Origin of the sequence: Pseudooceanicola nitratireducens, from assembly GCF_900109195.1 — a bacterium.
In the GTDB taxonomy this organism is placed as follows: domain Bacteria; phylum Pseudomonadota; class Alphaproteobacteria; order Rhodobacterales; family Rhodobacteraceae; genus Pseudooceanicola; species Pseudooceanicola nitratireducens.
The window spans coordinates 815,396-836,247 of sequence record NZ_FNZG01000001.1; the positions used below are offsets into that span (position 1 = coordinate 815,396).

A 20,852-nucleotide genomic window follows, 5' to 3' on the forward strand; every position below is an offset into this window, starting at 1 on the left:
GTTTCGGCCCAGGCTGCACCATATCGAAGACATGGGTGAGGGAAAGGGCAAAATGGGCCTGCGTCCGGATCACGCGGGGATGGGCCTGCAAAGACAGAGTGTGACGCACCGTCACGGGCAGATCGCACCAGGGGGGCAGAGGGGGAAAGATGTCCACGCGCGAAGAAATCGAGGCCCTGATAGACGCCACCGCCACAGGTGACCGTTCGGCCTTTGCCGCGCTTTACGGTCATACCTCGGCGAAACTCTTCGGCGTGGTGCTGCGTATCTTGAAGTCAGATACCGAAACCGAAGAGGCCGTGCAGGAGATCTATCTGAAGATCTGGCGCAATGCGGATCGCTACCGGGCGGGGGGCTACAGCCCCATGACCTGGCTGATCACCATCGCGCGCAACCACGCGATCGACAAGCTGCGGGCGCGCCGTGCCACGGGTGCGGGCCTGTCCGAGGCGGAAGAGATCGCCGATGTGACCCCGGGTCCCGAGGCGCTTGCCATGGCGTCGTCGGACCGGGCACGGATCGTCAATTGTTTCGGGCAATTGCCGCTGGACCGGGCCGAGGCCGTGCGCCGCGCCTACCTGCAGGGGGAAACCTACGCCGAGCTTGCCGCCCGGTTCGAGGTCCCCCTGAACACGATGAGAACCTGGCTGCGCCGCAGCCTGCTGAAACTGAAGGAATGCCTGTCGGAATGAGCGATACGCCCGACATACCGCAAGACGCGCCCCTGGACGACGACCGCATCCTTGCGGCGGAATACGTCCTTGGCCTGCTGTCCACGGCCGATCATCGCGCGTTCGAGGCGCGGATGGACGGCGACCCGATCCTGCGCGCCCGCGTCGCCGAATGGGCCGAGGATTTCGTCACCCTGACCGCCGACTTCCCCGAGGAAACGCCGCCCGAAACCCTGTGGCGCGCGATCGAGGCGTCGCTGGACCGTCCCGTCGTGGAACCGATGCGCCGCCGCACCGGCCTTGGCCTGCTGGGATATGCGCTTGGGGGCCTGATGGCGGCGGGGCTGGCCTTTGTCGTCGTGAACTCGGGCATGTTGTCGCCGGCAGCCCCCGAATTCCAGGCCCGCATCGCGGCGCAGGACAACGCGGTGCTGTTTGCCGCGGCCTATGATGCCGACACCGGCCAGCTGGCGCTTGAATACCAGGCCGGCTCGCATCCGCCGGATCGGTCCTTTGAATTCTGGCTGATCGCCGAAGGCGAGGCCCCGGTGTCGGTGATCGTCTGGCCCGACGGCTCCCCGGCCGAGGTCGTCACCCTGTCCGACGAGCTGTGGGCCAAGGTGCCGGGCGCGGTTCTGGCGATTTCCGACGAACCGGCAGGCGGGTCCCCGACCGGGCAGCCGACGGGGGCCGTCGTTGCCGTGGGCCAGATCGAACCCATCTGATCCGCGCCTTCTGGCCAATCGCACATCCTGTCTGTAGCCTTTCCAGGGATCCCCTTGGAAAGGCGCAACATGCTGGAAATCCGACCAAATTGCGAATGGTGCGACCGCGACCTGCCGCCGGACAGCGCCGAAGCGCGCATCTGTTCCTATGAATGCACCTATTGCGCCGACTGCGCGGACAAGGTCCTGCACAATGTCTGCGCGACATGCGGCGGCAACCTAGTGCCGCGCCCGATCCGGCCAAAGGTGAACCACCGGGACGGCAAGGCCCTTGGCCTGGTCAACCACCCCGCGTCAACCAGGCGCGTGCATTCGCAATGGACTCTGGATCAGGTGCGCGATCAGTCGGAGCGGCTGAAGAACGTGCCGCCGGATCAGCGTTAGCCGACCCGGCCCCGTCTACCAGGCCCCGTCTGGCCTGAACTGGCCGCCCTGAACTGGCCGCCCTGAACCGAGCGACCAGAAGTTACTTGAAGTTGCGGCTGTCCTTGATCTGGTCCCAGGCCCAGACCACCAGCTGAAGCTGCTCTTCCTGGCTGCGGTCGCCGCCGTTCATGTCCGGGTGCAGCACCTTGATCAGCGCCTTGTAGGCCTTGCGGACCTCGGCCTTGGACCAGTGATCCTTGGCTTCCAGGATCTCGATCGCCCGACGCTCGGTCGAGGGCAGACGCTTGGTGGTGACACCCGCGGCGTTCTTGCCCGGGTTGCGCGTCGCATTCGCGCCCAGAACCTGATGCGGATCGTCGATGCCCAGACGCGCCCAGGCGCGTGCTTCGGGATCCGAGAACGACTTGGTCTCGCGTTCCCAGACCTTGTCCTTGGACATCTGGGCATTCATCTCGGCTTCGGTCGTGCCGTCGAAGAAATTCCACTTGAGGTTATATTCGCGCACGTGCTGCTGGCAGAACCAGTAATATTCATCCAGCACGTCCGGCGCCTTGGGCGCGCGGAACTTTCCGGCCTCTTCACAGCCCGGATGTTCGCACAGTTTGGTCGAGGTCTCAGACGCCCCCGACATGCCCCGCCGCCCGCGCGGGTTTTTCTTCTTCGCAGAAGAAACCGACATATCGAATCCGAAGGGGTCACTCTTGGTCATGCGATGTCCTTTCCGAGTCAGGCGGTGCAGTTTAGACTAACCGTCCAGAGATTGAAGAGGCGAGGCAGAAAAAATGTCGGTCACAGCGGAAATTCGCGACAGGTTGAAGGCGGCGTTCGACCCGCAACAAATTGAAGTCATTGACGAAAGCGACAAGCATATCGGACATGCGGGATACCAGGAAGGCGGCGAAAGTCACTTTCACGTGGTGCTGAGCACGACGGCCTTTTCCGGCATGTCGCGGCTGGCCCGCCATCGGGCCGTGCATGCGGCGATCGGGGCCGATCTGATCGGCCGGATCCACGCGCTCAGCATGGATCTGCACGACGGATCCTGACCGGATCCACGGGCGGTTCCGGGGCGTTCTGGCGGTTGTCCGGCGGGGTTACTTCGCGGCCGACCGCGGCGTCCGGCTGACCGGTGTGGTGCGGTCGTGGAATTCCAGCGTGTCGGTCCCGTAAAGCGATGCCGCCAGGTCGGAGTCCGGCCGGCTGGGGGCGTCGTGCTTGGTGGGCATCGGCCGGGTGCGCGGCAGGGGCAGGGTGCTGCTGGGTGCGCCCCAGTCCTCGCTCTCGTCTTCGTAGGCGTCCGCGATGGCGGGCATGGTGTCCTGTGCCTCTTGCCGGGCGAAGGGGGCGGCAGGGGGCGTGTCCTCCACCGGTGCGGCCTGGGTCATCGGCGCGGGCGGCGTTTCGGACAGACGTGCCGCACGGCGCTTCAGCAGCGCGCTCAGCCCGTGATCATCCGCCGGGACCTCGTCCTCCATCCCCGTGTCGACGGGGGTGTCGGGCGTGGGCAATAGCAGTGGGGCCGGGGCTTCGGTGTCGAAATAGCGCGGATCAAAGGCCGACAGATCGCCCGACCGACGCCGCCGGAACACCAGGATCGAGCGATAGACCGTCTGGCTGGACAGGCCGCTGCGTTCTTCCGACGGCAGCGTTTCGGCGCGCTGGTATTCCCAGCCCTTGGCGGCCATCTGGTTCATCGTCAGCTCGAGTGAGAAGGCAAAGCGGCCCTCGGCACCCTTGATGCCGCGGCCACGCGCCCCGCGTGTCGGGGCCGAGATCACCTTGTATTCATACTCGCTCATGTGAACCTACACGTCACGTGCCCCTCACCGGAGGCTTGTTAACGAATTATCCACATCTTTGGCGTCAACTCGACCCAAAACTTGAATTCATGGTAAAACCAACGCGAAATAGCGGCTTTGCTACAACCAAAAGGGGCTTTTCCGGGGGTATTTCGCCCTGCGCGCCCTGAGTTGTGCCGGGATTGGGCCGGGATATGACTGGATTTGACCTGCGCCGCTGCGCTGCTCAGGCCCCGGTCACTTGCGGATCTGCATCGGCGCGCCGACCCAATCCGGCACGGGCATATCCGCCTGCGCGGCCAGAAAGGCGTCCAGCTTGGCCTTGATTTCCGGCGGATAGGCGGCGACGCGGGGGCCGGACTGGTCGATATGCAGGCTGATGCCTTCGCCGGTGGCCGCAACCCAGCCGTCCTGGTGGATCAGCTCCTGGCAGAAGTGAAAGGCCTTGGGGCCGACGTCCAGCATCTGGAACCGCACGCGCACCCTGTCGCCCAGGTGCAGTTCGCGGATATAGCGGATGCGGAATTCGGCGGAATAGGTCGTGTGGCTGCCCTGGGTGGTATAGTCCCAGCCCAGCCCGAAATCCTTGGCAATCTCATCCATGCCGGTGTCGAAAAGAACCCCGTAGTAGGCCATGTTCAGATGGCCATTCTGGTCGATCCATTCGGGCTTGATCCCCATTTCGGGGGACAGGAACCTGTCGGTCATGAACGTACTCCCAAGTCTGCGCCGACCCAGTCCGGCAGGGGCCAGTCTGCGTGAATTTTCGCCATGTCATCAAGCAGTTTTCGCTTTTCGTCGCCATAGGGCACGACCTTGCGCTGCGCGATGTCCACATGCAGGTTCACCGCCTCGGCGGTGGCGGCGACCCAGCCGTCGGTGTGGATCAGCTCCTGACAGAAATGAAAGGCGCGGCTGCCCACCTTCACGATGCGGAAGGAACAGCGCACCCGGTCGCCTTCGTGCAATTCCCGTAGGTAGCGGATGCGCAGATCGGCCATCATCGTGGTCAGCCCCTGATCGCGGCGATAGGCCTCTCCGAAGCCCAGGGCGGTGAAGCCGTGATTGCAGCCGGTGTCGAACAGCACCCCGTAGTAGGCCATGTTCAGATGCCCGTTGAAGTCGATCCATTCCGGCCGCACGACAAGCGGGGGGCTTAGGAAACGGCCGTTCAGGTATTCACCCTCCATCGGGCTGTGGTCGAGGTATTGGGTCATGGGGGCTCCACCTGTTTACCTGTTGGTAGGTAAATCACGGCGCAGAGTAAAGTCCGGGTGCCGCGTCGCTTTGCAAAGCCGGTGGCGCGGATTTTCAAACCCGCCCAAACCATTGGTCAGGCGAGAAAAACAAAAAGGACCACGCGCCGGGCGTGGTCCTTCAAGACTTGGCAATCGGGGGGCGACCCCTGCGCGATCAGCTTTCGGCCAGCTTCTGCGCCACCAGATCGTTCACCGCCTTGGGGTTGGCCTTGCCGCCGGTGGCCTTCATGACCTGACCCACGAACCAGCCTGCCAGCTTGGGGTTTTCCTTGGCCTTGGCGACCTGCGCGGGGTTGGCGGCGATCACTTCGTCCACGGCGGCTTCGATCGCGCCGGTGTCGGTGACCTGCTTCATGCCTTCGGTTTCCACGATCTCTTCGGGGTCGCGGTCCTGGGTATAGGCGATCTCGAACACGTCCTTGGCGATCTTGCCGGAAATGTCGCCCTTCTTGATCAGCGCCACGATCTGACCCAGGCGTGCGGGCGAAATCGGGCCGTCGCCAATCGCGGTGTCGTCCTTCTTCAGGCGACCAAACAGTTCGTTGATGACCCAGTTCGCGGCCATCTTGCCGTCACCGCCCGTTGCCACGACCTCTTCAAAGAAATCGGCATTCTCGACCTCGGCCGTCAGCACGGATGCGTCATAGTCCGACAGGCCCATGTCATTGATGAAGCGCGATTTCTTGTCGTCCGGAAGCTCGGGCAGGGTGGCGGCGATGTCATCGACCCAGCCCTGTTCGATTTCCAGCGGCAGCAGGTCGGGATCGGGGAAGTAGCGGTAATCATGCGCCTCTTCCTTGGACCGCATCGACCGGGTTTCGTTCTTGTCCGCGTCATAAAGGCGGGTTTCCTGAACGACCTCGCCCCCGGCTTCGACGATGGCGATCTGGCGGCGGGCTTCGTAATCAATCGCTGCCTGGATGAACCGCATGGAGTTCATGTTCTTGATCTCGCACCGCGTGCCGAGATGCGAGAAGTCCTGCGTTTCCAGGTACTTCTCGTACTGGCCCGGACGGCAGACCGACACGTTCACGTCAGCCCGCAGGTTGCCGTTCTGCATGTTGCCATCGCAGGTGCCCAGATAGCGCAGGATCTGGCGCAGCTTGGTGACATAGGCGGCGGCCTCTTCGGGGCCGCGGATGTCGGGGCGCGACACGATCTCCATCAGCGCCACACCGGTCCGGTTCAGGTCGACAAAGGACATCGCCGGGTCCATGTCATGGATCGACTTGCCCGCGTCCTGTTCCAGGTGGATGCGTTCGATGCGCACCAGACGCGCGACGCCTTCGCCCATTTCCACCAGCACTTCGCCTTCGCCCACGATGGGGTGATACAGCTGCGAAATCTGGTAGCCCTGCGGCAGGTCGGGGTAGAAATAGTTCTTCCGGTCAAAGGCCGAATTCAGGTTGATCTGTGCCTTCAGGCCCAGCCCGGTCTTGACCGCCAGCGCCACGCAGCCCTCGTTGATGACGGGCAGCATGCCGGGCATGCCGGCGTCCACGAAGGCGACGTTGGAATTGGGTTCGGCCCCGAACTGGGTCGAGGCGCCCGAGAACAGCTTGGCCTTGGACGACACCTGGGCATGGACTTCCATCCCGATGACGAGTTCCCAGTCGTGCTTTGCCCCGGCAATCACCTTGGGCTTGGGCGCTTCATATGTCAGGTCGAGCATGGCCATCCTCTCGGTCAGATACGGATGGCGTTCTAGGCGAGCCGGACGACAGGGGCAAGAGCGGCCATGCCCGCCCTGGCCGCTGATCGTCGTGGCCGCAGTGCGGCTGCCCTGAAAGTGGAACCCGGGACCCATGGCCCCGGATCAAATCCGGCGATCAGGCGCTGCGACCCATCCCGGCGGGGGCGGGGTGCAGCCGGATCGACAATGCGGCCTCGACCGCGCTGCGGGCCTGGGCGGTGGCGGCGGCGATCCGTCCGGCCGACAGGGGCCCGGCATGGCTGGCACCGGGAAGCGCATCGGCACGGGCCCAGACCTGCGGGTGCAGTTCAGTCAGGTGGCGGCCCGTCAGGGCGGGCAGGGCGGCATGGATGTGCTGGCGCACGGCCATGGCCCCGGCCGACAAGTCATCGGGCGCGGCGGCAGGTTTCATCCCGTCCACATAGGCGCTGATCAGGTTGGCCAGATGCGCGTTTTCGCTGCTGGCCAGGATTTCGTCCAGACCGGCCAGGAACCGGTCCACGTCCAGTTCCTCGGCGGCTTCGGGATCCAGGCGCAGGGCGTCGAACCACATCCAGGCATAGGCCTGGTTGCCCCAGATCGGCTGCGCCTCCTGCGAGAGGGTCTCGCTCATCCGTGCAAGGTGGCTGTAGGAGCCGAACCAGCGCGGCAGAAGATGCACGCCATAGCTGCGCAGGCGACCCGGGTTGCCCGGATCGGCGCGGATCACGTCGCGGTGCAGCGCATCGACCAAGTCTTCGGCCCCCGGCACGGCGGCCAGAAGATCGCATTTCGTTGCCGCGACCTCGACGCTTTCCGGGGCCAGGGCCTCGGCCTGCGCCAGCAGTTCGGAAGCCACGTCAAAGCGGTCCAGGAAGGCCTCAGACGCGACGCGCGGCATGGCATAGGGGTCGACCTGGCCTTCATAGGCCCAGGCACAGTCGATCTGCGCCCGCGCGGCGACCAGGAAGATCGCATAGGTGTTGGGCATGTCCTGGGTCAGCTCGGTCAGGGCGTCGATCCCCGCGGGCACCGGACACTCCTTGCCCTGGATCGCCCCGCGCGCATGGCGCACCGCATCGTCGCGGGCCCCCACGGCCAGCAGCGCGGCCAGCGAGTCGCCCGCAGGCGTCGCGCCCTTGGTGCGGTCGGTTTCGGCGATCAGCCGGCCCAGCATGTCCCATCTGTCCTGGCGGGCCAGGAACTGACCCTTCTGGAAATAGACATTGCGGCCCCGGTCGTGGCGCGTCTCGTTCCGGACGGGCAGTTCACTTGGGGCGTGCTGCACCCCCGGGGCGGCCGAAGAACCCTGGCCGATACCATCATGACGTGACCGTTTGGAACGGGAGATGCCGAACATCTGGGACCTCTTGTGTTGGTTGGCCACAAGATGATCCCGCAATTCGACTGAAAGTGGGCAGGTCTCGGGTCTTTCGACGAAATCCGTCGCGCATCGCGCCTTCAATTTGGCACAATGCGGGCGATTTCCGCCGACGGCCCGCCGCGCGCCGCGCCCCCGTCACAATGCCGACCGATTGCCGGCGGCATCCCGCCGGTCAGCGCCCGCCCGCCACGTCCAGGATCGACCGAGTCGTATAGCTGGCCCGGTCCGACAGCAGCCAGAGGATCGCCTCGGCCACTTCTTCGGCCGTGCCGGGACGGCCAAGGGGTGGCGTATGGCCGATCTCGGCCAGGCGGGCGGGCTCTCCGCCCTTCGCGTGGATCTCGGTGTCGATCAGACCGGGGCGCACCGCGTTCACCCGGATGCCTTCCCCGGCCAGCTCATCCGCCAGCCCGATGGTGAAACAGTCGATCGCGGCCTTCGAGGCGGCGTAATCCATGTACTGCCCGCCCATGCCCTTGCGCGCAGCGGTCGAGGATACATTGACGATCCCGCCCCCCGCAGACCCGCGCCGCATCAGCGCAACCGCCTGTTGCGCCACAAGAATTGCGCCGGTGATGTTCACGGCGAACATCCGCGTCAGCCGCGCGGGCGACAGATCGGCCAGGCTGGCGCGCTGATCGACGATGCCGGCATTGTTCACCAAGTGCAGCGGCAGGGCGGGATCGGCCACCGCGGCCTCTTTCCCCAGACGCAGGACATCGTCGGGACGGCCGACATCGGCCTGGATCAGCGTGATTCTGGCCCCGGCGTCGCGCGCGGCTTCGGCGGCGGCCTCTGCCCCGTCGCGGTTGCGCCCGTAGTGCAGGATGACGTGATCGCCGGGGGCTGCCCCCAGTCGCGCGCAGGCCGCCCCGATACCCGAGCTTGCCCCGGTAATAAGTAATGTCCGTGCCATGTGGTCCCCCTTGATGCGGCGATCATGCATCGAAGCGGGGGCGGGGGCCATCCTGCATTCAGCGCGGCAGGCAAAAGGCCGGCACAGCAAAACCCCCGCCCGGCGATCGGCCGGACGGGGGGGGGGCGTAAAATACTGGGGGGCCGTAAAAACAGCCGTATCAGTCGCCTAGGATGCGGCCGACCATTTCACCTGTATCGCGGCTAAGCCCCTTCAGCGCCGAGATCCGCAAAAGCTCGTCCCGGATCATGCCCTGCCGGTCTGCATCATAGCGCCGCCAGGTCTGGAAGGCCGAACACATGCGCGCCGTGGTCTGCGGGTTCACCGGATCAAGCTTGACCAACCAGTCCGCCATCAGGCGATAGCCCGCGCCGCTGTCGTGGTGGAACCCGGCCTGGTTCATCGCCAGCGCGCCAAAGACCGCGCGGAAGCGGTTGGGGTTGGTCATGGCGAAATCGGGCCGCTGCGTCAGCGCATCGGCCACCTGGGCGGCCAGATCGGGGCGGGCATGGGCCACCTGGATCATGAACCACTTGTCCATCACCAGCCGCTCATGCGCCCATTGCTCGGCAAACGACGCCAGTTCGAGCGAGCCGAGATCATTGGCCAGAAGCGCTGAAAGCGCGCCCATCTGCTGGGTCATATTCCCCGCATCGGCGAATTGCCCCTGGGCCACCGCCCCGCCATCGCGGCGGGTGATCAGCGACAAAAGCGCGTTGGTCAGCGACCGCTTGCCCGATTGCTCGGCGTCCGGGCGGTAGGGTGCGCGCACCAGGTGACGGTCATACAGCGGCATCAGGTCTGCCGACAACACATCGGCCATCGCGGCGCGCATCACCTCGCGCCCGTCCCAGATCGCCTGCGGATCGGGGGTGCGGCCCATGTCGGCAAAGCTTTGCGCCAGGTCATCTTCGGAGGGCAGCCCCATGCACAGGGCGCGGAAGGCCGGATCCAGCGTGTCGTCGGTGACCAGCTGGCGCAGCGCGTCCAGGTAATCGGCATCCGGGGCCGCGCCATTGCCGATCATCTCCATCAGGGCGGATTTGGCCAGCTGGCGGCCGGCCTCCCATCTGTTGAAGGGGTCGGTGTCATGCGCCAGCAGAAAGACCTGATCGGCCTTCGAAGTCTCACGTTCCAGGATCACCGGGGCCGAGAAGCCGCGCAGGGGAGAGGCGACGGGGCGCGCCTGCAACCCGTTGAAGGTAAAGGTCTGTTCTTCCTCGACCAGCTCCAGCAGGGTGGTCGGCACGACCTCTTGGCCGGTGCGGTCCAGCAGACCGATGGCAAAGGGGATGACCTGGGGTTTCTTGTCGCTCTGGCCGGGCGTGGCGGGCAGCACCTGTTTCAGCGTGACCGAGAACTGGTCGCCCTTCCAGTCTTCGGTCATGACCACCTTGGGCGTGCCGGCCTGGGAATACCAGCGCTTGAACTGCGACAGGTCGCGGCCCGTCGCATCCTGGAATACCTTCAACCAATCCTCGATCGTGCAGGCCTGGCCATCGTGGCGGTCAAAGTACAGATCCAGCGCGCGGGCATAGGCGTCATCCCCGACCAGCCGTTTCAGCATCCCGATGACCTCGGCCCCTTTTTCATAGACCGTGGCGGTGTAGAAATTGTTGATCTCTTGAAAGCTTTCGGGCCGGACGGGATGCGCCAGCGGCCCGCCGTCTTCGCGGAATTGCCGCCCGCGCAGGTCCAGCACGTCGGAAATCCGCTTCACCGGTTCCGACCGCATGTCGGCGGTGAACTGGGCGTCGCGGAAGACGGTCAGCCCTTCCTTCAGGCACAGCTGGAACCAGTCGCGGCAGGTGATGCGGTTGCCGGTCCAGTTGTGGAAATACTCATGCGCGATGATCGCCTCGATCCGTTCGAAATTGGCGTCCGTCGCGGTGCGCGCATTGGCCAGAACAGCGGAAGAGTTGAAGATGTTCAGCCCCTTGTTCTCCATCGCGCCCATGTTGAAATCGTCGACGGCAACGATGTTGAAGATGTCGAGGTCGTATTCCCGGCCATAGACCTCTTCGTCCCAGGTCATCGACTTTTTCAGCGCCTCAAGGGCAAAGTCGCATTTGTCCTCGTCGCCCGGACGGACCCAGATGTTCAGCTCGACCTTGTTTCCCGACCGGGTGGTGAAATCGCCGGGCAGGTTCACCAATTCGCCCGCGACCAGCGCAAACAGATAGGCGGGCTTGGGCCAGGGGTCGTGCCATTCGGCAAAGCCATCGCCCGCCTCGCCCTTGTTGCCGTTGGACAAAAGCACCGGCAGGTCGCTCTCGATCCGCACGGTGAAGGGGGCCATCACGTCGGGACGGTCGGGGTAATAGGTGATCTTGCGGAAGCCCTGCGCCTCACACTGGGTCGAATACATGCCGTTCGACATGTACAGCCCCTCCAGTGCGGTGTTCGTGGCGGGCGAAATCTCGACCTCGGCCTCCCAGGTAAAGGGGCCTTCGGGGACATCGCAGGTCAGGCCCTGGCCGGTCACCTGCGGGGTGACATCCTGACCGTCGATCCTGGCCCAGATCAGGCTCAGCTCCTCGCCCTCAAGAAAGAAGCTGCGGTCGCTGACGGCGGCATTCGGCACAAAGCGCACCCGCGACACGACGCGCGTGGCCTTGGGCGACAGGCGGAAGGTCAGGTGCACATCTTCAACCAGCCAGGACGGCGGGGTGTAATCCTTCAGATAGATCGTCGGATTTGCTGCGTCTTTCATCCCTGCCTCCGGTGCGGTCGTGCCTGTGGTGTTCCAGCAGTCTTGTTCCAGCCGGGGCAGGGGGATGCAAGGGGCGGTGGCCGCGCCTGCCGTCGCGGCGCGGTCAATTTTGAACCGATCGGCGGGTTTTTGCGTTGGTCCCCCAGAGCAACCTGACCGCACAAGCAACAAAGGAACACGCCATGTCCGCACCGACCACCAATATCGAACGCCAGGCCGGCAACCATCGCGCGCCCATCTGGGGCATCCTCGCCGCGCTGGTCTTTGGCGGGCTCATGGGAGCCGCGATCACCTTCTCGGCGACCAACACCGACGACCCCGAGGGAGCGAATGCGCAGATCGACGGGCGCACCGGGGCGGTTGTCGAAACCGAGTGACCGCATCACTGCACAATTGCCGGGCAGAGCGAAGGGACTTTGCGCTGACGCACAGTCAGCGCCGTTCCCGCCCGGCTGGGGGCCGTGTATAAGGGGATAACACAAAGGATCGCACCCAAATGGCACGCCCCCGTATCGGCATCATCACCAACCTTCACATCGTCAACGACAGCTACCGCACCCATGCCGGTGGCGTGATGAATTCAGAAGCGGTGGCCGAGGTCTCGGGCGGGCTGCCCCTGCTGATTCCCGCCGATCCGCGCCTGTGCTCGGTCGAGGACCTGATGGAGAACTTTGACGGTTTCGTCCTGACCGGCGGCCGTCCGAACGTGCATCCCGAAGAATACGGCGAGGCCGAGACCGAAGCCCATGGGGCCTTCGACCGCGCCCGCGACGCCATCACCCTGCCGTTGGTGCGGGCCTGCGTCGACCGCGGTCAGCCGATCCTGGGCATCTGCCGCGGTTTCCAGGAGGTCGCAGTGGCCATGGGATCCGCCCTGCACCCCGAGATCCGCGATGTGGAAGGCCGGATGAACCACCGCATGCCCCCCGTCGGCACGGTCGAGGAACGATTTGCCCTGCGCCACAAGGTGACGCTGACCGAAGGCGGGCCGTTCCACCGGCTTCTGGGCGCAACCCAGGTGATGACCAACACGTTGCACGGTCAGGCGGTGATCCGCGCCGGGGAACGCTTTGTCATCGACGGCACCGCCCCCGACGGCACGGCCGAGGCGGCCTATGTCAAGGACGCCCCCGGGTTCACGCTGTCCGTGCAATGGCATCCGGAATTCAACGCCGGCCAGGATCCCGTGTCCCGCCCGCTGTTCGAGGCCTTCGGCGATGCCGCCCGTGCCTGGATGGACGCCCGCCGCCCCGTTGCCTGGGCCAAAAGCGCCTGAGCTTTACTGACGCCCCGCGCCCGCCCTAGGCATGCCACCAAGCGAGGCGCGCACGGCCGGGCGCGACAAGCGGCCCGACCGTTCCGTTTCTAGATCGCAAAGTCGAACTGATCCGCCAGCGGCAGTCGCCGCGCGCGAACGCCCGTCAGGTCGTACAATGCATTGGCGAGCGCCGAGGCCGCGGGCGGCGTGCCCGGCTCTCCGATACCGCTGATGCGGTGGCCGTTTTCCAGGATGCGGATATCCACCACCTCGGGCATCGTATGCATGCGGATCGCGTCGTAATCGTAGAAGTTCTGCTGTTCCGCCGCGCCATCGGCAAAGGTGATCTGCTGGTGCAGCGCCGCCGACAGCCCATAGGCCATGCCGCCAAACAGCTGCGCCCGAACGTTCTGCGGATCGATCGCGCGGCCGGGGTCGGCGGCGATCCAGGCCTTGGCGATCTTGATGCCCGCGTCGGTCTGCTGCACCTCGATCACCTCGGCCACCGGCGTGCCGAAGGAATAGCAGAAGCCCACGCCCCGGCCCACGCCCTCGGGCGTTGTGCCGGTCCAGTTGCAGGCATCGCCCACGGCCTCCAGCACCTTGGCGGACCGGCTGTCTTCCCCCCGCATCAGGTCCAGGCGGAAGGCCAGCGGATCGGTGCCCGCCGCATGGGCCATCTCGTCCAGGAAGCTGTCGAAGAAGAAGGCGTTGACCGACGACCCGACCGACCGCCAGGGCCCCACGGGCACGCCCACATCGGCCAGGTAGCCGCGGATGCGCGCATTGGGAATGCCATAGGGCTGGTCAAAGGCCCCCTCCACATGGCCCTTGTCGGGACCCGAGGGCGCAAAGCCAAACAGGATCTTCATGAAGGACGCCGTGGCCGATTGCCCGGCGATCCGTCCGTCCAGCATGACCGCCCGGCCATCCTTGACCGCACCGCGGAAGGACCCGATCGCGCCGGGGCGATAGTACCCGTGGCCCATGTCCTCTTCGCGCGACCACAGCAGCTGCACCGGCTCGCCCGGCATTTTCGCGGCCAGCCGCGCGGCATAGCGGGTGAAGTCCAGGAAGCCGCGCCGCCCGAAGCCGCCGCCCATCAGGGTGGTGTGCATCTCGACCGCCTCGACCTCCAGCCCGACCTCTTCCGCCGCGACCTTGCGCGAATGGATCGGGGCCTGGTTGCCCGACCAGATCTCAAGCCGGTCACCGTGGAACAGCGCGGTGGCGCTGAGCGGTTCCATCTGCGCATGGCTCAGGTAGGGCACGGAGTATTCCGCCGTGACCTCGACCGCGCGCTCGGGCAGGGGGGCCGTCACGTCGCCCCGTTCGAGCATGGTGGAATTCGCCTCTCCCTCCATCGCGCGGGCGATTTCGGCATAGATTTCGTCCGTGGTCTCGGGGTGGGTGCCCTTGACCCAGTCGATCACCACGGCCTCGGCCCCCTGCATCGCGGACCAGGAGTTGTTGGCGATCACCGCCACGCCGTCGCCCAGGCCCACGACCTTTTCGACCCCGGGCAGCTTCAGCGCCTCGGTGTCGTCAAAGCCCGCCATGGTGCCGCCCTGATGCGGGTTGCGTTTGAGCGCCGCGAATTTCATGCCGGGCAGGCGCACGTCGATTGAAAACTGGGCCGTGCCGGTGGCCTTGGGGGCCTGATCGTGGCGCGGCTGGCTTTGGCCGATCAGTTTCCAGTCGCGCGGATTGCGCAGGCGGGGCGTCTCGGGCTCAAGCACGGCCGCCTCAAGCGCCAGGTCGACATAGGTCAGCCTTGTGCCGTCGGGGGCGATCACCGCGCCGCCTTCGGTCTTCAGCTTGGACCGCGCCACGCCCAGCCGCTGCGCCGCCGCCTCTTTCAAAGTTTCCCGGGCCGAGGCCCCGGCCTGCCGCATCTTGTCGAACCCGTCCACCATCGAGGTGGAGCCGCCGGTGATCTGACCATCCAGCAGTTTGCCCGCGACGCTCAGGTAACCGCCCAGGGTCTCTTGCCAGCCTGACAGCTTGTAATCGGCCGTGGGGAACAGCTGCGTGCCCATGCCCCGGTTGTAATAGGCCTTGCCCGGCGGGCCGTGTTCGATGCGCAGGTCGGCGGGATCCATGTCCAGCTCTTCCGCGGCAAGGGTGGCCCAAGTGGTCTGCACGCCCTGGCCCATCTCGGCCTTGGGCACGATGATGGTGACGCCCTTTTCGTCGATCACCACGAAGGGGTTCAGCGCCACTTCGCCGTCTTCCGGCGTCAGCGGGTTCGGCGCGGGCTTGCGGGCGACATAGACGCCAAAGGCCACGCCGCCGACCACGGCGGCCGAGCCGATCAGGAACGTGCGGCGGGCGATCTTTCCAATACGCGACATGGATCAGGCCTCCTGCATCTTGGCGGCGGCATCATGGATGGCCGCGCGGATCCGGGGGTAGGTGCCACAGCGGCACAGGTTTCCCTGCATGGCGGCGTCGATGTCGTCATCCGTCGGGCGCGGCGTTTCCGCCAGAAGGGCGGCCGCCTGCATGATCTGGCCGGACTGGCAATAGCCGCATTGCGCCACCTGGTGGTCGACCCAGGCCTGTTGCAGCACCGACAGGTTTTCCGGCGTGCCGGTGCCTTCAATCGTCGTGACCTCTCCCCAGACATCGCCGATGGCGACCTGGCAGGACCGCACGGCCTCTCCGTCGATATGCACGGTGCAGGCCCCGCAGGCGGCCACGCCGCAGCCGAACTTGGTGCCGGTCATGTTCAGCCCGTCGCGCAGCGCCCAGAGAAGGGGCACCTCGTCGGGCAGGTCGACGCTGTGCGCCGTGCCGTTGATCGTCAGATTGGCCATGGATCTCTCTCCAGTCTCGCTGTCTGAATCACGCCTGAATGCGTTTATGACAAAATGGGCGCAAAGTGTCAGGGTGTCAATTGACAAAATAGCGGGGATCTGTCAGATCGTCAGAATGAACTCGCAGATCTCCATGCAACTGCTTCCCGACACAGGGGAAAAAGAGGCGCGCATCCTGAATGCCGCGCTGTCTGTCTTTGCGCTATATGGCTATCGCCGCAGTTCGATGGAGGATATCGCCAAGGCTGCCGGCATGTCGCGCGCGGCGCTTTATCAGCATTTCCGCAACAAGGATGACATCCTGTCCCGCGGGGTCGAGGCCTTCTTTGCCCTGGCCGCCCAGGACCTGGCCGCCGCCCTTGTTCCCGCCCGCCCGGTGGTCGAGGCGCTGCGCGAAGGCTGTCTGTCGCAGACCGGCGGGCTGGCCCAGGCGCTGCTGGACAGTCCCCATGGCGAAGAACTGATGTCCTTGAAGCTGGGCACGACCCAGGATGAGATCACCGAAGGCAATGGCCGCCTGGTGTCGATCTGGGCCGACTGGCTGGCGCAAGAGGCCGGCGCAGGCCGCATCACCCTGCACGGAGCCGCCCCCGCCGAGGTGGCCGAAGCGATCATGGCCGGGCAACACGGCCAGAAGATGATCGCCAGCGGGTACGAAGATTACCTGTCCCGGCTTAGGATTTTTGCCGAACTGATGGCGCGCGGCCTTCGGCCCTGACGCGGCTCAAGACAAACGCGGGGACACGTGCCATCCGGCGCATGCCCCCGACGTGAAGTGCTCCCAGATCAGACCAGATCAGACTTGGCCGCCGTCGATGGCAACTTCGGTGCCATTCACGCTTTCACACAGCGGGTTGCACAGCCAGATGGCGGCGGCTGCGACCTCTTCCGGGCGGATCAGCTTCTTGTGGCGGTTCTGGTTGACCATCATGGCGCGCGCCTCGTCCGCCGAAACGCCCGCGCGTTCCGAGATCGAGTCGGTGTTGCGGGTCACGATCGGCGTATCCACATAGCCCGGGCAGATCGAATTGAAGGTGTAGGGGGCTTCCAGGAAGTCCTCGGCAAAGGACCGCATCATGCCGATCACCGCGTGTTTCGAGGTCGCATAGGCCCCGGCCCCCGGTGCCCCGCGCAGACCGGCCACGGAGGAAATCGCGATGACCCGACCCCAGTCGGTGGTCATCATGGATTTCAGGGCTTCGCGCACGGTGAAGAAACAGCCGTCCAGGTTCGTCGCCATGATCTTGCGCCAGAAGGCGCTGTCGGTCTTGTGCAGCTTCTTGCCCTCGGCGATGCCGGCATTGGCGACGCAGATCTGGATCGGGCCGCGGGCCGCGACGGCCTCGGCCATGCGGTCGATGATCTGGGCCTCGTCGGTGACATCCATGACCATCGGGTGCATCCCCGGCTCGGCCACCTGTTCCAGCACTTCCAGCCGGCGTCCGGTGATCGTCACCTGCGCGCCCTCGGCCACCAGGGCCCGCGCAATCGCCAGGCCGATCCCGGTGCCACCCCCCGTCACGATCGCATGTTTTCCTTGCAGCATCATCACCGCTCCTCCCTTTGGCGGAAATTAATTCCGCGAAACCATACGCCAGCGCGGCGAAATCGCAAGCACTGCCCCGCCGCGCCGGATCCGGGCCATCGGCGGGCGGCAAAACCCGCTGCATGCCAAAGCTTTGCGCCTGTTTGCGGAAACACTGGAAATGCCACCTAAAGAGGATGGACAAGGCGCGGAAATCCGTGCTGACTCCGCAACGGAACGCCGCCTGACCGATAGTTCAGTTTGACTCTGCGCTGCAGAACGGGCAGATCGGCGGGGAATGGCCGCGCAACAATCTTGCGCGGCGCATCATCATTTGGTCGGATTATTCCGATTTTTTGGAAGTCGAAGCGAAAGAAAAGGGGGGACGGATCAGGTGAAAATCGGAACGCCCAAGGAAGTGTTCGAAGGCGAGAACAGGGTTGCGATGACGCCGGACTCGGCCGCGCAGCTGCAGAAGCTCGGGCACGAATGCTATGTCGAAGCGGGGGCAGGTGCCGCCGCAGGGTTCGCGGATGCGATGTATGAAGCCGCCGGTGTGACAGTGGTCAAGACCGCCGCGGCCCTCTGGAAAGAGGTCGACATCATCGCCAAGGTCCGCCAGCCGAACGAAACCGAGCTGAAGCGCCTGACCGCCGACAAGACCCTGATCTCTTTCTTCAACCCGGCCGGGAACGAAGAAGGGATGGAGCTGGCGAAATCCAAGGGTGCCACCGTTATCGCGATGGAAATGGTGCCGCGGATTTCGCGCGCGCAGAAAATGGACGCCCTGTCGTCCATGGCAAACATCGCCGGCTACCGCGCCGTGATCGAGGCCGGCAACAACTTTGGCCGCTTCTTCACCGGTCAGGTGACCGCCGCCGGTAAGGTGCCGCCCGCCAAGGTTCTGGTTGTCGGTGCCGGTGTGGCCGGTCTTGCCGCCATCGGCACCTCGACCTCGCTCGGGGCGATCACCTATGCCTTCGACGTGCGCCCCGAAGTGGCGGAACAGGTCGAATCCATGGGTGCCGAATTCGTTTACCTCGATTTCGAGGAAGAACAGCAGGACGGTGCCGCGACTGGTGGCTACGCCTCTGTTTCCTCTCCGGAGTTCCGCGAGGCGCAGCTGGCCAAGTTCCGCGAACTGGCCCCCGAAGTGGACATCGTGATCACCACCGCGCTGATTCCGAACCGCGAAGCACCCGAACTGTGGACCGAGGACATGGTCAAGGCCATGAAACCCGGGTCGGTCATCGTCGACCTCGCGGCGGAAAAGGGCGGCAACTGCAAGCTGACCGTGATGGATGAAAAAATCGTCACCGACAACGGTGTCACGATCATCGGCTATACCGACTTCCCCAGCCGGATGGCCACCCAGGCCTCCAGCCTTTACGCCACCAACATCCGTCACATGATGACCGACCTCACGCCCGAAAAGGACGGCGTGGTCGATCACAACATGGAAGACGACGTGATCCGCGGCGCGACCGTGACCCACAAGGGCGAAATCACCTGGCCGCCGCCGCCGCCCAAAGTGGCCGCGATCGCCGCCCAAAAGCCCAAGGAAAAAGCCCCCGAGCTGACGCCGGAAGAAAAGCGCGCCGCCGAAGTGGCCGCCTTCAAGGCGCAGACCAAACAGCAGGTCACCCTGCTGGGCGTGGGTGCGGTTCTGCTGCTGGCCGTGGGCCTGGTGGCTCCGGCTTCCTTCATGCAGCACTTCATCGTGTTCGTTCTGTCGGTCTTCATCGGGTTCCAGGTGATCTGGGGTGTCGCACATTCGCTGCACACGCCGCTGATGGCTGTCACAAACGCGATTTCGTCGATCATTATCCTTGGCGCGCTGTTGCAGATCGGATCGGGGAGCTTCCTCGTGATCCTGCTGGCTGGCCTGTCGGTCTTTATGGCCGGGATCAACATCTTCGGCGGGTTCCTCGTCACCCGGCGCATGCTCGCCATGTTCCAGAAGTCGTAAGGAGGCGGGTATCATGGATTATGGATTCACAACTGCGGCCTATGTGGTCGCTGCTGTCCTCTTCATCCTCTCTCTGGGCGGCCTGTCCGGCCAGGAGAGCGCGAAGCGCGCCGTCTGGTACGGCATCGTCGGCATGGGCCTTGCGGTCTTTGCCACGCTGATCGGACCGGGCTCGGGCCTGTGGCTGCTGTCTCTCCTGCTGATTGCAGGCGGCGGTGTCATCGGCATGTACGTCGCGAAAAAGGTCGAAATGACCGAGATGCCGCAGCTGGTCGCCGCGATGCACTCTCTGGTCGGTCTGGCGGCTGTCTTTGTGGGGTTCAACGCCCACATCGAAATGGCGCGTGTGGCCACGATGGACGAAACCGCCCGCGAGGCGCTCAAGGGCTTTGCCGCCCTGATCGCCAAGAAGAACGGCGTTGAACTGGGCATCCTGAAGGTCGAGCTGTTCCTCGGCATCTTCATCGGTGCCGTGACCTTCACCGGGTCGGTCATTGCCTATGGCAAACTGGCGGGCAAGGTCACCTCGGCGGCGGAAAAACTGCCCGGTGGCCATGCGCTGAACGCCGGTGCGGCGATCCTGTCGGTCATCTCGCTGATCTGGTACGTCAACACCGGTGGCTTCCTGCCGCTGGCGATCATGACCCTGGCAGCACTGTTCATCGGCTATCACCTGATCATGGGGATCGGCGGCGCGGACATGCCCGTGGTTGTCTCGATGCTGAACTCCTACTCGGGCTGGGCCGCGGCGGCGATCGGCTTTTCGCTGGGCAACGACCTTCTGATCGTTGTGGGCGCGCTGGTCGGCTCTTCGGGTGCGATCCTGTCCTACATCATGTGCAAGGCCATGAACCGAAGCTTCGTTTCGGTGATCCTCGGCGGCTTCGGCGGCACGACGGGCCCGGCGATGGAAGTCGAAGGCGAACAGAAGCCCATCGACGTCGACGGTGTGGCCCAGGCGCTGGATGAAGCCGACAGCGTCATCATCATCCCCGGCTACGGGATGGCGGTGGCCCAGGCCCAGCAGAACGTTGCCGAACTGACCCGCAAGCTGCGCGGCAAAGGCAAGGAGGTGCGCTTTGCGATCCACCCCGTCGCGGGCCGTCTGCCCGGCCACATGAACGTGCTTCTGGCCGAGGCCAAGGTGCCCTACGATATCGTGCTCGAGATGGACGAGATCAACGACGACTTCCCGGATACGGACGTGGTCATCGTGATCGGCTCGAACGACATCGTGAACCCGGCCGCACAGGAAGACCCCAATAGCCCCATTGCCGGCATGCCGGTTCTGGAATGCTGGAAAGCCAAGCAGGTCTTCGTGTCTAAGCGTGGGCAGGGCACGGGCTACTCGGGGATCGAGAACCCGCTGTTCTACAAGGACAACACGCGGATGTACTACGGCGACGCCAAGGACTCGATCGGCGCGCTGCTGGCCAAGATCGACTGATCCGCGCCTGCGCATCCTGAACATCGAAACGCCCGCCTCTCCCCGAGGCGGGCGTTTTCCTTTGCCCTAGCCCAACACGTGGCACCTGAATGGGTTGCGCGGCCCCCTGGGCCTCGCCGGGGGGGAGGGGGCTGTCTGCCCCCTCTTGTCCCTGAAGGGCCAATTCACCCCCGAGAGTACTTTCGGCAAGATGATGGGCGGATCGGGCTTTGGCCCGTGTGACGGCGATCCGAAATCATCTTGCCGACAATACTCCCGCCGGAGGCACCGCGCTCCTTTGAAGGAGGAGCGCAATGGATCGCGTGCGC

The 20,852-nt window shown here is 64.9% G+C and carries 20 protein-coding genes; 9 read left to right on the top strand and 11 right to left on the bottom strand.

Annotation, left to right across the window (positions count from 1 at the left end; genetic code table 11):
• Nucleotides 1-149 precede the first annotated feature (149 nt).
• The 3 genes from BMX99_RS03780 (at nt 150) to BMX99_RS03790 (ending at nt 1,780) form a co-directional block, all read left to right on the top strand.
• On the top strand, nt 150-692 hold the full coding sequence (locus tag BMX99_RS03780) for a sigma-70 family RNA polymerase sigma factor (protein ID WP_093447420.1): 543 nt from the start codon (nt 150-152) through the stop codon (nt 690-692).
• Nucleotides 689-1,396: an anti-sigma factor gene (locus BMX99_RS03785; RefSeq protein WP_170848790.1), complete on the top strand. Its 708-nt coding sequence runs from the start codon at nt 689-691 to the stop codon at nt 1,394-1,396. Before BMX99_RS03780 ends, BMX99_RS03785 begins: the two co-directional genes overlap by 4 nt.
• A gap of 69 nt (nt 1,397-1,465) precedes the next feature.
• On the top strand, nt 1,466-1,780 hold the full coding sequence (locus tag BMX99_RS03790) for a DUF1272 domain-containing protein (protein ID WP_093447425.1): 315 nt from the start codon (nt 1,466-1,468) through the stop codon (nt 1,778-1,780).
• A gap of 82 nt (nt 1,781-1,862) precedes the next feature.
• On the opposite strand, the gene BMX99_RS03795 is transcribed toward BMX99_RS03790, so the two are convergent.
• Nucleotides 1,863-2,492, bottom strand: a complete 630-nt coding sequence (locus tag BMX99_RS03795; protein ID WP_093447427.1) for a J domain-containing protein — start codon at nt 2,490-2,492, stop codon at nt 1,863-1,865.
• Nucleotides 2,493-2,565: 73 nt separating this feature from the next.
• On the opposite strand from BMX99_RS03795, the gene BMX99_RS03800 reads away from it, so the two are divergent.
• Nucleotides 2,566-2,829 carry a BolA family protein gene (locus BMX99_RS03800; RefSeq protein WP_093447430.1) on the top strand — a complete coding sequence of 88 codons (264 nt, stop codon included), beginning with the start codon at nt 2,566-2,568 and terminating at the stop codon, nt 2,827-2,829.
• A 48-nt stretch (nt 2,830-2,877) separates the two neighbouring features.
• Here the strand turns inward: BMX99_RS03800 and BMX99_RS20045 are convergent, their stop codons facing one another.
• The 7 genes from BMX99_RS20045 to pepN form a co-directional block, all read right to left on the bottom strand.
• Nucleotides 2,878-3,582, bottom strand: a complete 705-nt coding sequence (locus tag BMX99_RS20045) for a DUF4177 domain-containing protein (protein WP_093447432.1) — start codon at nt 3,580-3,582, stop codon at nt 2,878-2,880.
• A 237-nt stretch (nt 3,583-3,819) separates the two neighbouring features.
• Nucleotides 3,820-4,290 (bottom strand): thioesterase family protein, encoded by a 471-nt coding sequence (locus BMX99_RS03810; protein WP_093447434.1) that lies wholly within the window; start codon nt 4,288-4,290, stop codon nt 3,820-3,822.
• Entirely contained in the window at nt 4,287-4,799 is a 513-nt protein-coding gene (locus tag BMX99_RS03815; protein ID WP_244525589.1) for an acyl-CoA thioesterase, read from the bottom strand. The genes BMX99_RS03810 and BMX99_RS03815 overlap by 4 nt, the downstream gene beginning before the upstream one ends.
• Nucleotides 4,800-4,995: 196 nt before the next feature.
• Complete coding sequence (gene gatB / locus BMX99_RS03820; protein WP_093447437.1) at nt 4,996-6,513, bottom strand: Asp-tRNA(Asn)/Glu-tRNA(Gln) amidotransferase subunit GatB; 1,518 nt, start codon at nt 6,511-6,513, stop codon at nt 4,996-4,998.
• A 157-nt stretch (nt 6,514-6,670) separates the two neighbouring features.
• A complete protein-coding gene (locus BMX99_RS03825) occupies nt 6,671-7,873 on the bottom strand; it encodes a hypothetical protein (RefSeq protein WP_093447439.1) in 1,203 nt (400 codons plus the stop codon).
• A 196-nt stretch (nt 7,874-8,069) separates the two neighbouring features.
• Nucleotides 8,070-8,813: an SDR family oxidoreductase gene (locus BMX99_RS03830; RefSeq protein ID WP_093448443.1), complete on the bottom strand. Its 744-nt coding sequence runs from the start codon at nt 8,811-8,813 to the stop codon at nt 8,070-8,072.
• Nucleotides 8,814-8,973: 160 nt separating this feature from the next.
• Nucleotides 8,974-11,526, bottom strand: coding sequence for an aminopeptidase N (gene pepN, locus BMX99_RS03835; RefSeq protein WP_093447442.1), 2,553 nt, complete (start codon nt 11,524-11,526; stop codon nt 8,974-8,976).
• Nucleotides 11,527-11,708: 182 nt separating this feature from the next.
• On the opposite strand from pepN, the gene BMX99_RS03840 reads away from it, so the two are divergent.
• Nucleotides 11,709-11,903 carry a hypothetical protein gene (locus BMX99_RS03840; RefSeq protein WP_093447444.1) on the top strand — a complete coding sequence of 65 codons (195 nt, stop codon included), beginning with the start codon at nt 11,709-11,711 and terminating at the stop codon, nt 11,901-11,903.
• Between the two features lie 119 nt (nt 11,904-12,022).
• Nucleotides 12,023-12,802 (top strand): gamma-glutamyl-gamma-aminobutyrate hydrolase family protein, encoded by a 780-nt coding sequence (locus tag BMX99_RS03845; protein ID WP_093447446.1) that lies wholly within the window; start codon nt 12,023-12,025, stop codon nt 12,800-12,802.
• Between the two features lie 89 nt (nt 12,803-12,891).
• On the opposite strand, the gene BMX99_RS03850 is transcribed toward BMX99_RS03845, so the two are convergent.
• Nucleotides 12,892-15,138, bottom strand: coding sequence for a xanthine dehydrogenase family protein molybdopterin-binding subunit (locus BMX99_RS03850; protein ID WP_093447448.1), 2,247 nt, complete (start codon nt 15,136-15,138; stop codon nt 12,892-12,894).
• Nucleotides 15,139-15,141: 3 nt separating this feature from the next.
• The gene (locus BMX99_RS03855; RefSeq protein WP_093447450.1) at nt 15,142-15,603 is read right to left on the bottom strand and encodes a (2Fe-2S)-binding protein; all 462 of its coding nucleotides are present in this window, start codon (nt 15,601-15,603) and stop codon (nt 15,142-15,144) included.
• A 115-nt stretch (nt 15,604-15,718) separates the two neighbouring features.
• Here BMX99_RS03855 and BMX99_RS03860 point away from each other — a divergent pair, with 115 nt between their 5' ends.
• Entirely contained in the window at nt 15,719-16,321 is a 603-nt protein-coding gene (locus BMX99_RS03860) for a TetR/AcrR family transcriptional regulator (protein ID WP_170848789.1), read from the top strand.
• 78 nt (nt 16,322-16,399) lie between these two features.
• Here the strand turns inward: BMX99_RS03860 and BMX99_RS03865 are convergent, their stop codons facing one another.
• Nucleotides 16,400-17,152, bottom strand: a complete 753-nt coding sequence (locus tag BMX99_RS03865) for an SDR family NAD(P)-dependent oxidoreductase (RefSeq protein WP_093447454.1) — start codon at nt 17,150-17,152, stop codon at nt 16,400-16,402.
• Nucleotides 17,153-17,522: 370 nt separating this feature from the next.
• Here BMX99_RS03865 and BMX99_RS03870 point away from each other — a divergent pair, with 370 nt between their 5' ends.
• Nucleotides 17,523-19,097: a Re/Si-specific NAD(P)(+) transhydrogenase subunit alpha gene (locus BMX99_RS03870; RefSeq protein ID WP_093447457.1), complete on the top strand. Its 1,575-nt coding sequence runs from the start codon at nt 17,523-17,525 to the stop codon at nt 19,095-19,097.
• A gap of 13 nt (nt 19,098-19,110) precedes the next feature.
• A complete protein-coding gene (locus BMX99_RS03875) occupies nt 19,111-20,544 on the top strand; it encodes an NAD(P)(+) transhydrogenase (Re/Si-specific) subunit beta (protein ID WP_093447460.1) in 1,434 nt (477 codons plus the stop codon).
• Nucleotides 20,545-20,852 lie beyond the last annotated feature (308 nt).

Coding starts and splice junctions, on each gene's coding strand:
- BMX99_RS03780 (WP_093447420.1), top strand. CDS start 150: ATGTCCACGCGCGAAGAAATCGAGGCCCTGATAGACGCCACCGCCACA.
- BMX99_RS03785 (WP_170848790.1), top strand. CDS start 689: ATGAGCGATACGCCCGACATACCGCAAGACGCGCCCCTGGACGACGAC.
- BMX99_RS03790 (WP_093447425.1), top strand. CDS start 1,466: ATGCTGGAAATCCGACCAAATTGCGAATGGTGCGACCGCGACCTGCCG.
- BMX99_RS03795 (WP_093447427.1), bottom strand. CDS start 2,492: ATGACCAAGAGTGACCCCTTCGGATTCGATATGTCGGTTTCTTCTGCG.
- BMX99_RS03800 (WP_093447430.1), top strand. CDS start 2,566: ATGTCGGTCACAGCGGAAATTCGCGACAGGTTGAAGGCGGCGTTCGAC.
- BMX99_RS20045 (WP_093447432.1), bottom strand. CDS start 3,582: ATGAGCGAGTATGAATACAAGGTGATCTCGGCCCCGACACGCGGGGCG.
- BMX99_RS03810 (WP_093447434.1), bottom strand. CDS start 4,290: ATGACCGACAGGTTCCTGTCCCCCGAAATGGGGATCAAGCCCGAATGG.
- BMX99_RS03815 (WP_244525589.1), bottom strand. CDS start 4,799: ATGACCCAATACCTCGACCACAGCCCGATGGAGGGTGAATACCTGAAC.
- gatB (WP_093447437.1), bottom strand. CDS start 6,513: ATGCTCGACCTGACATATGAAGCGCCCAAGCCCAAGGTGATTGCCGGG.
- BMX99_RS03825 (WP_093447439.1), bottom strand. CDS start 7,873: ATGTTCGGCATCTCCCGTTCCAAACGGTCACGTCATGATGGTATCGGC.
- BMX99_RS03830 (WP_093448443.1), bottom strand. CDS start 8,813: ATGGCACGGACATTACTTATTACCGGGGCAAGCTCGGGTATCGGGGCG.
- pepN (WP_093447442.1), bottom strand. CDS start 11,526: ATGAAAGACGCAGCAAATCCGACGATCTATCTGAAGGATTACACCCCG.
- BMX99_RS03840 (WP_093447444.1), top strand. CDS start 11,709: ATGTCCGCACCGACCACCAATATCGAACGCCAGGCCGGCAACCATCGC.
- BMX99_RS03845 (WP_093447446.1), top strand. CDS start 12,023: ATGGCACGCCCCCGTATCGGCATCATCACCAACCTTCACATCGTCAAC.
- BMX99_RS03850 (WP_093447448.1), bottom strand. CDS start 15,138: ATGTCGCGTATTGGAAAGATCGCCCGCCGCACGTTCCTGATCGGCTCG.
- BMX99_RS03855 (WP_093447450.1), bottom strand. CDS start 15,603: ATGGCCAATCTGACGATCAACGGCACGGCGCACAGCGTCGACCTGCCC.
- BMX99_RS03860 (WP_170848789.1), top strand. CDS start 15,719: ATGAACTCGCAGATCTCCATGCAACTGCTTCCCGACACAGGGGAAAAA.
- BMX99_RS03865 (WP_093447454.1), bottom strand. CDS start 17,152: ATGATGCTGCAAGGAAAACATGCGATCGTGACGGGGGGTGGCACCGGG.
- BMX99_RS03875 (WP_093447460.1), top strand. CDS start 19,111: ATGGATTATGGATTCACAACTGCGGCCTATGTGGTCGCTGCTGTCCTC.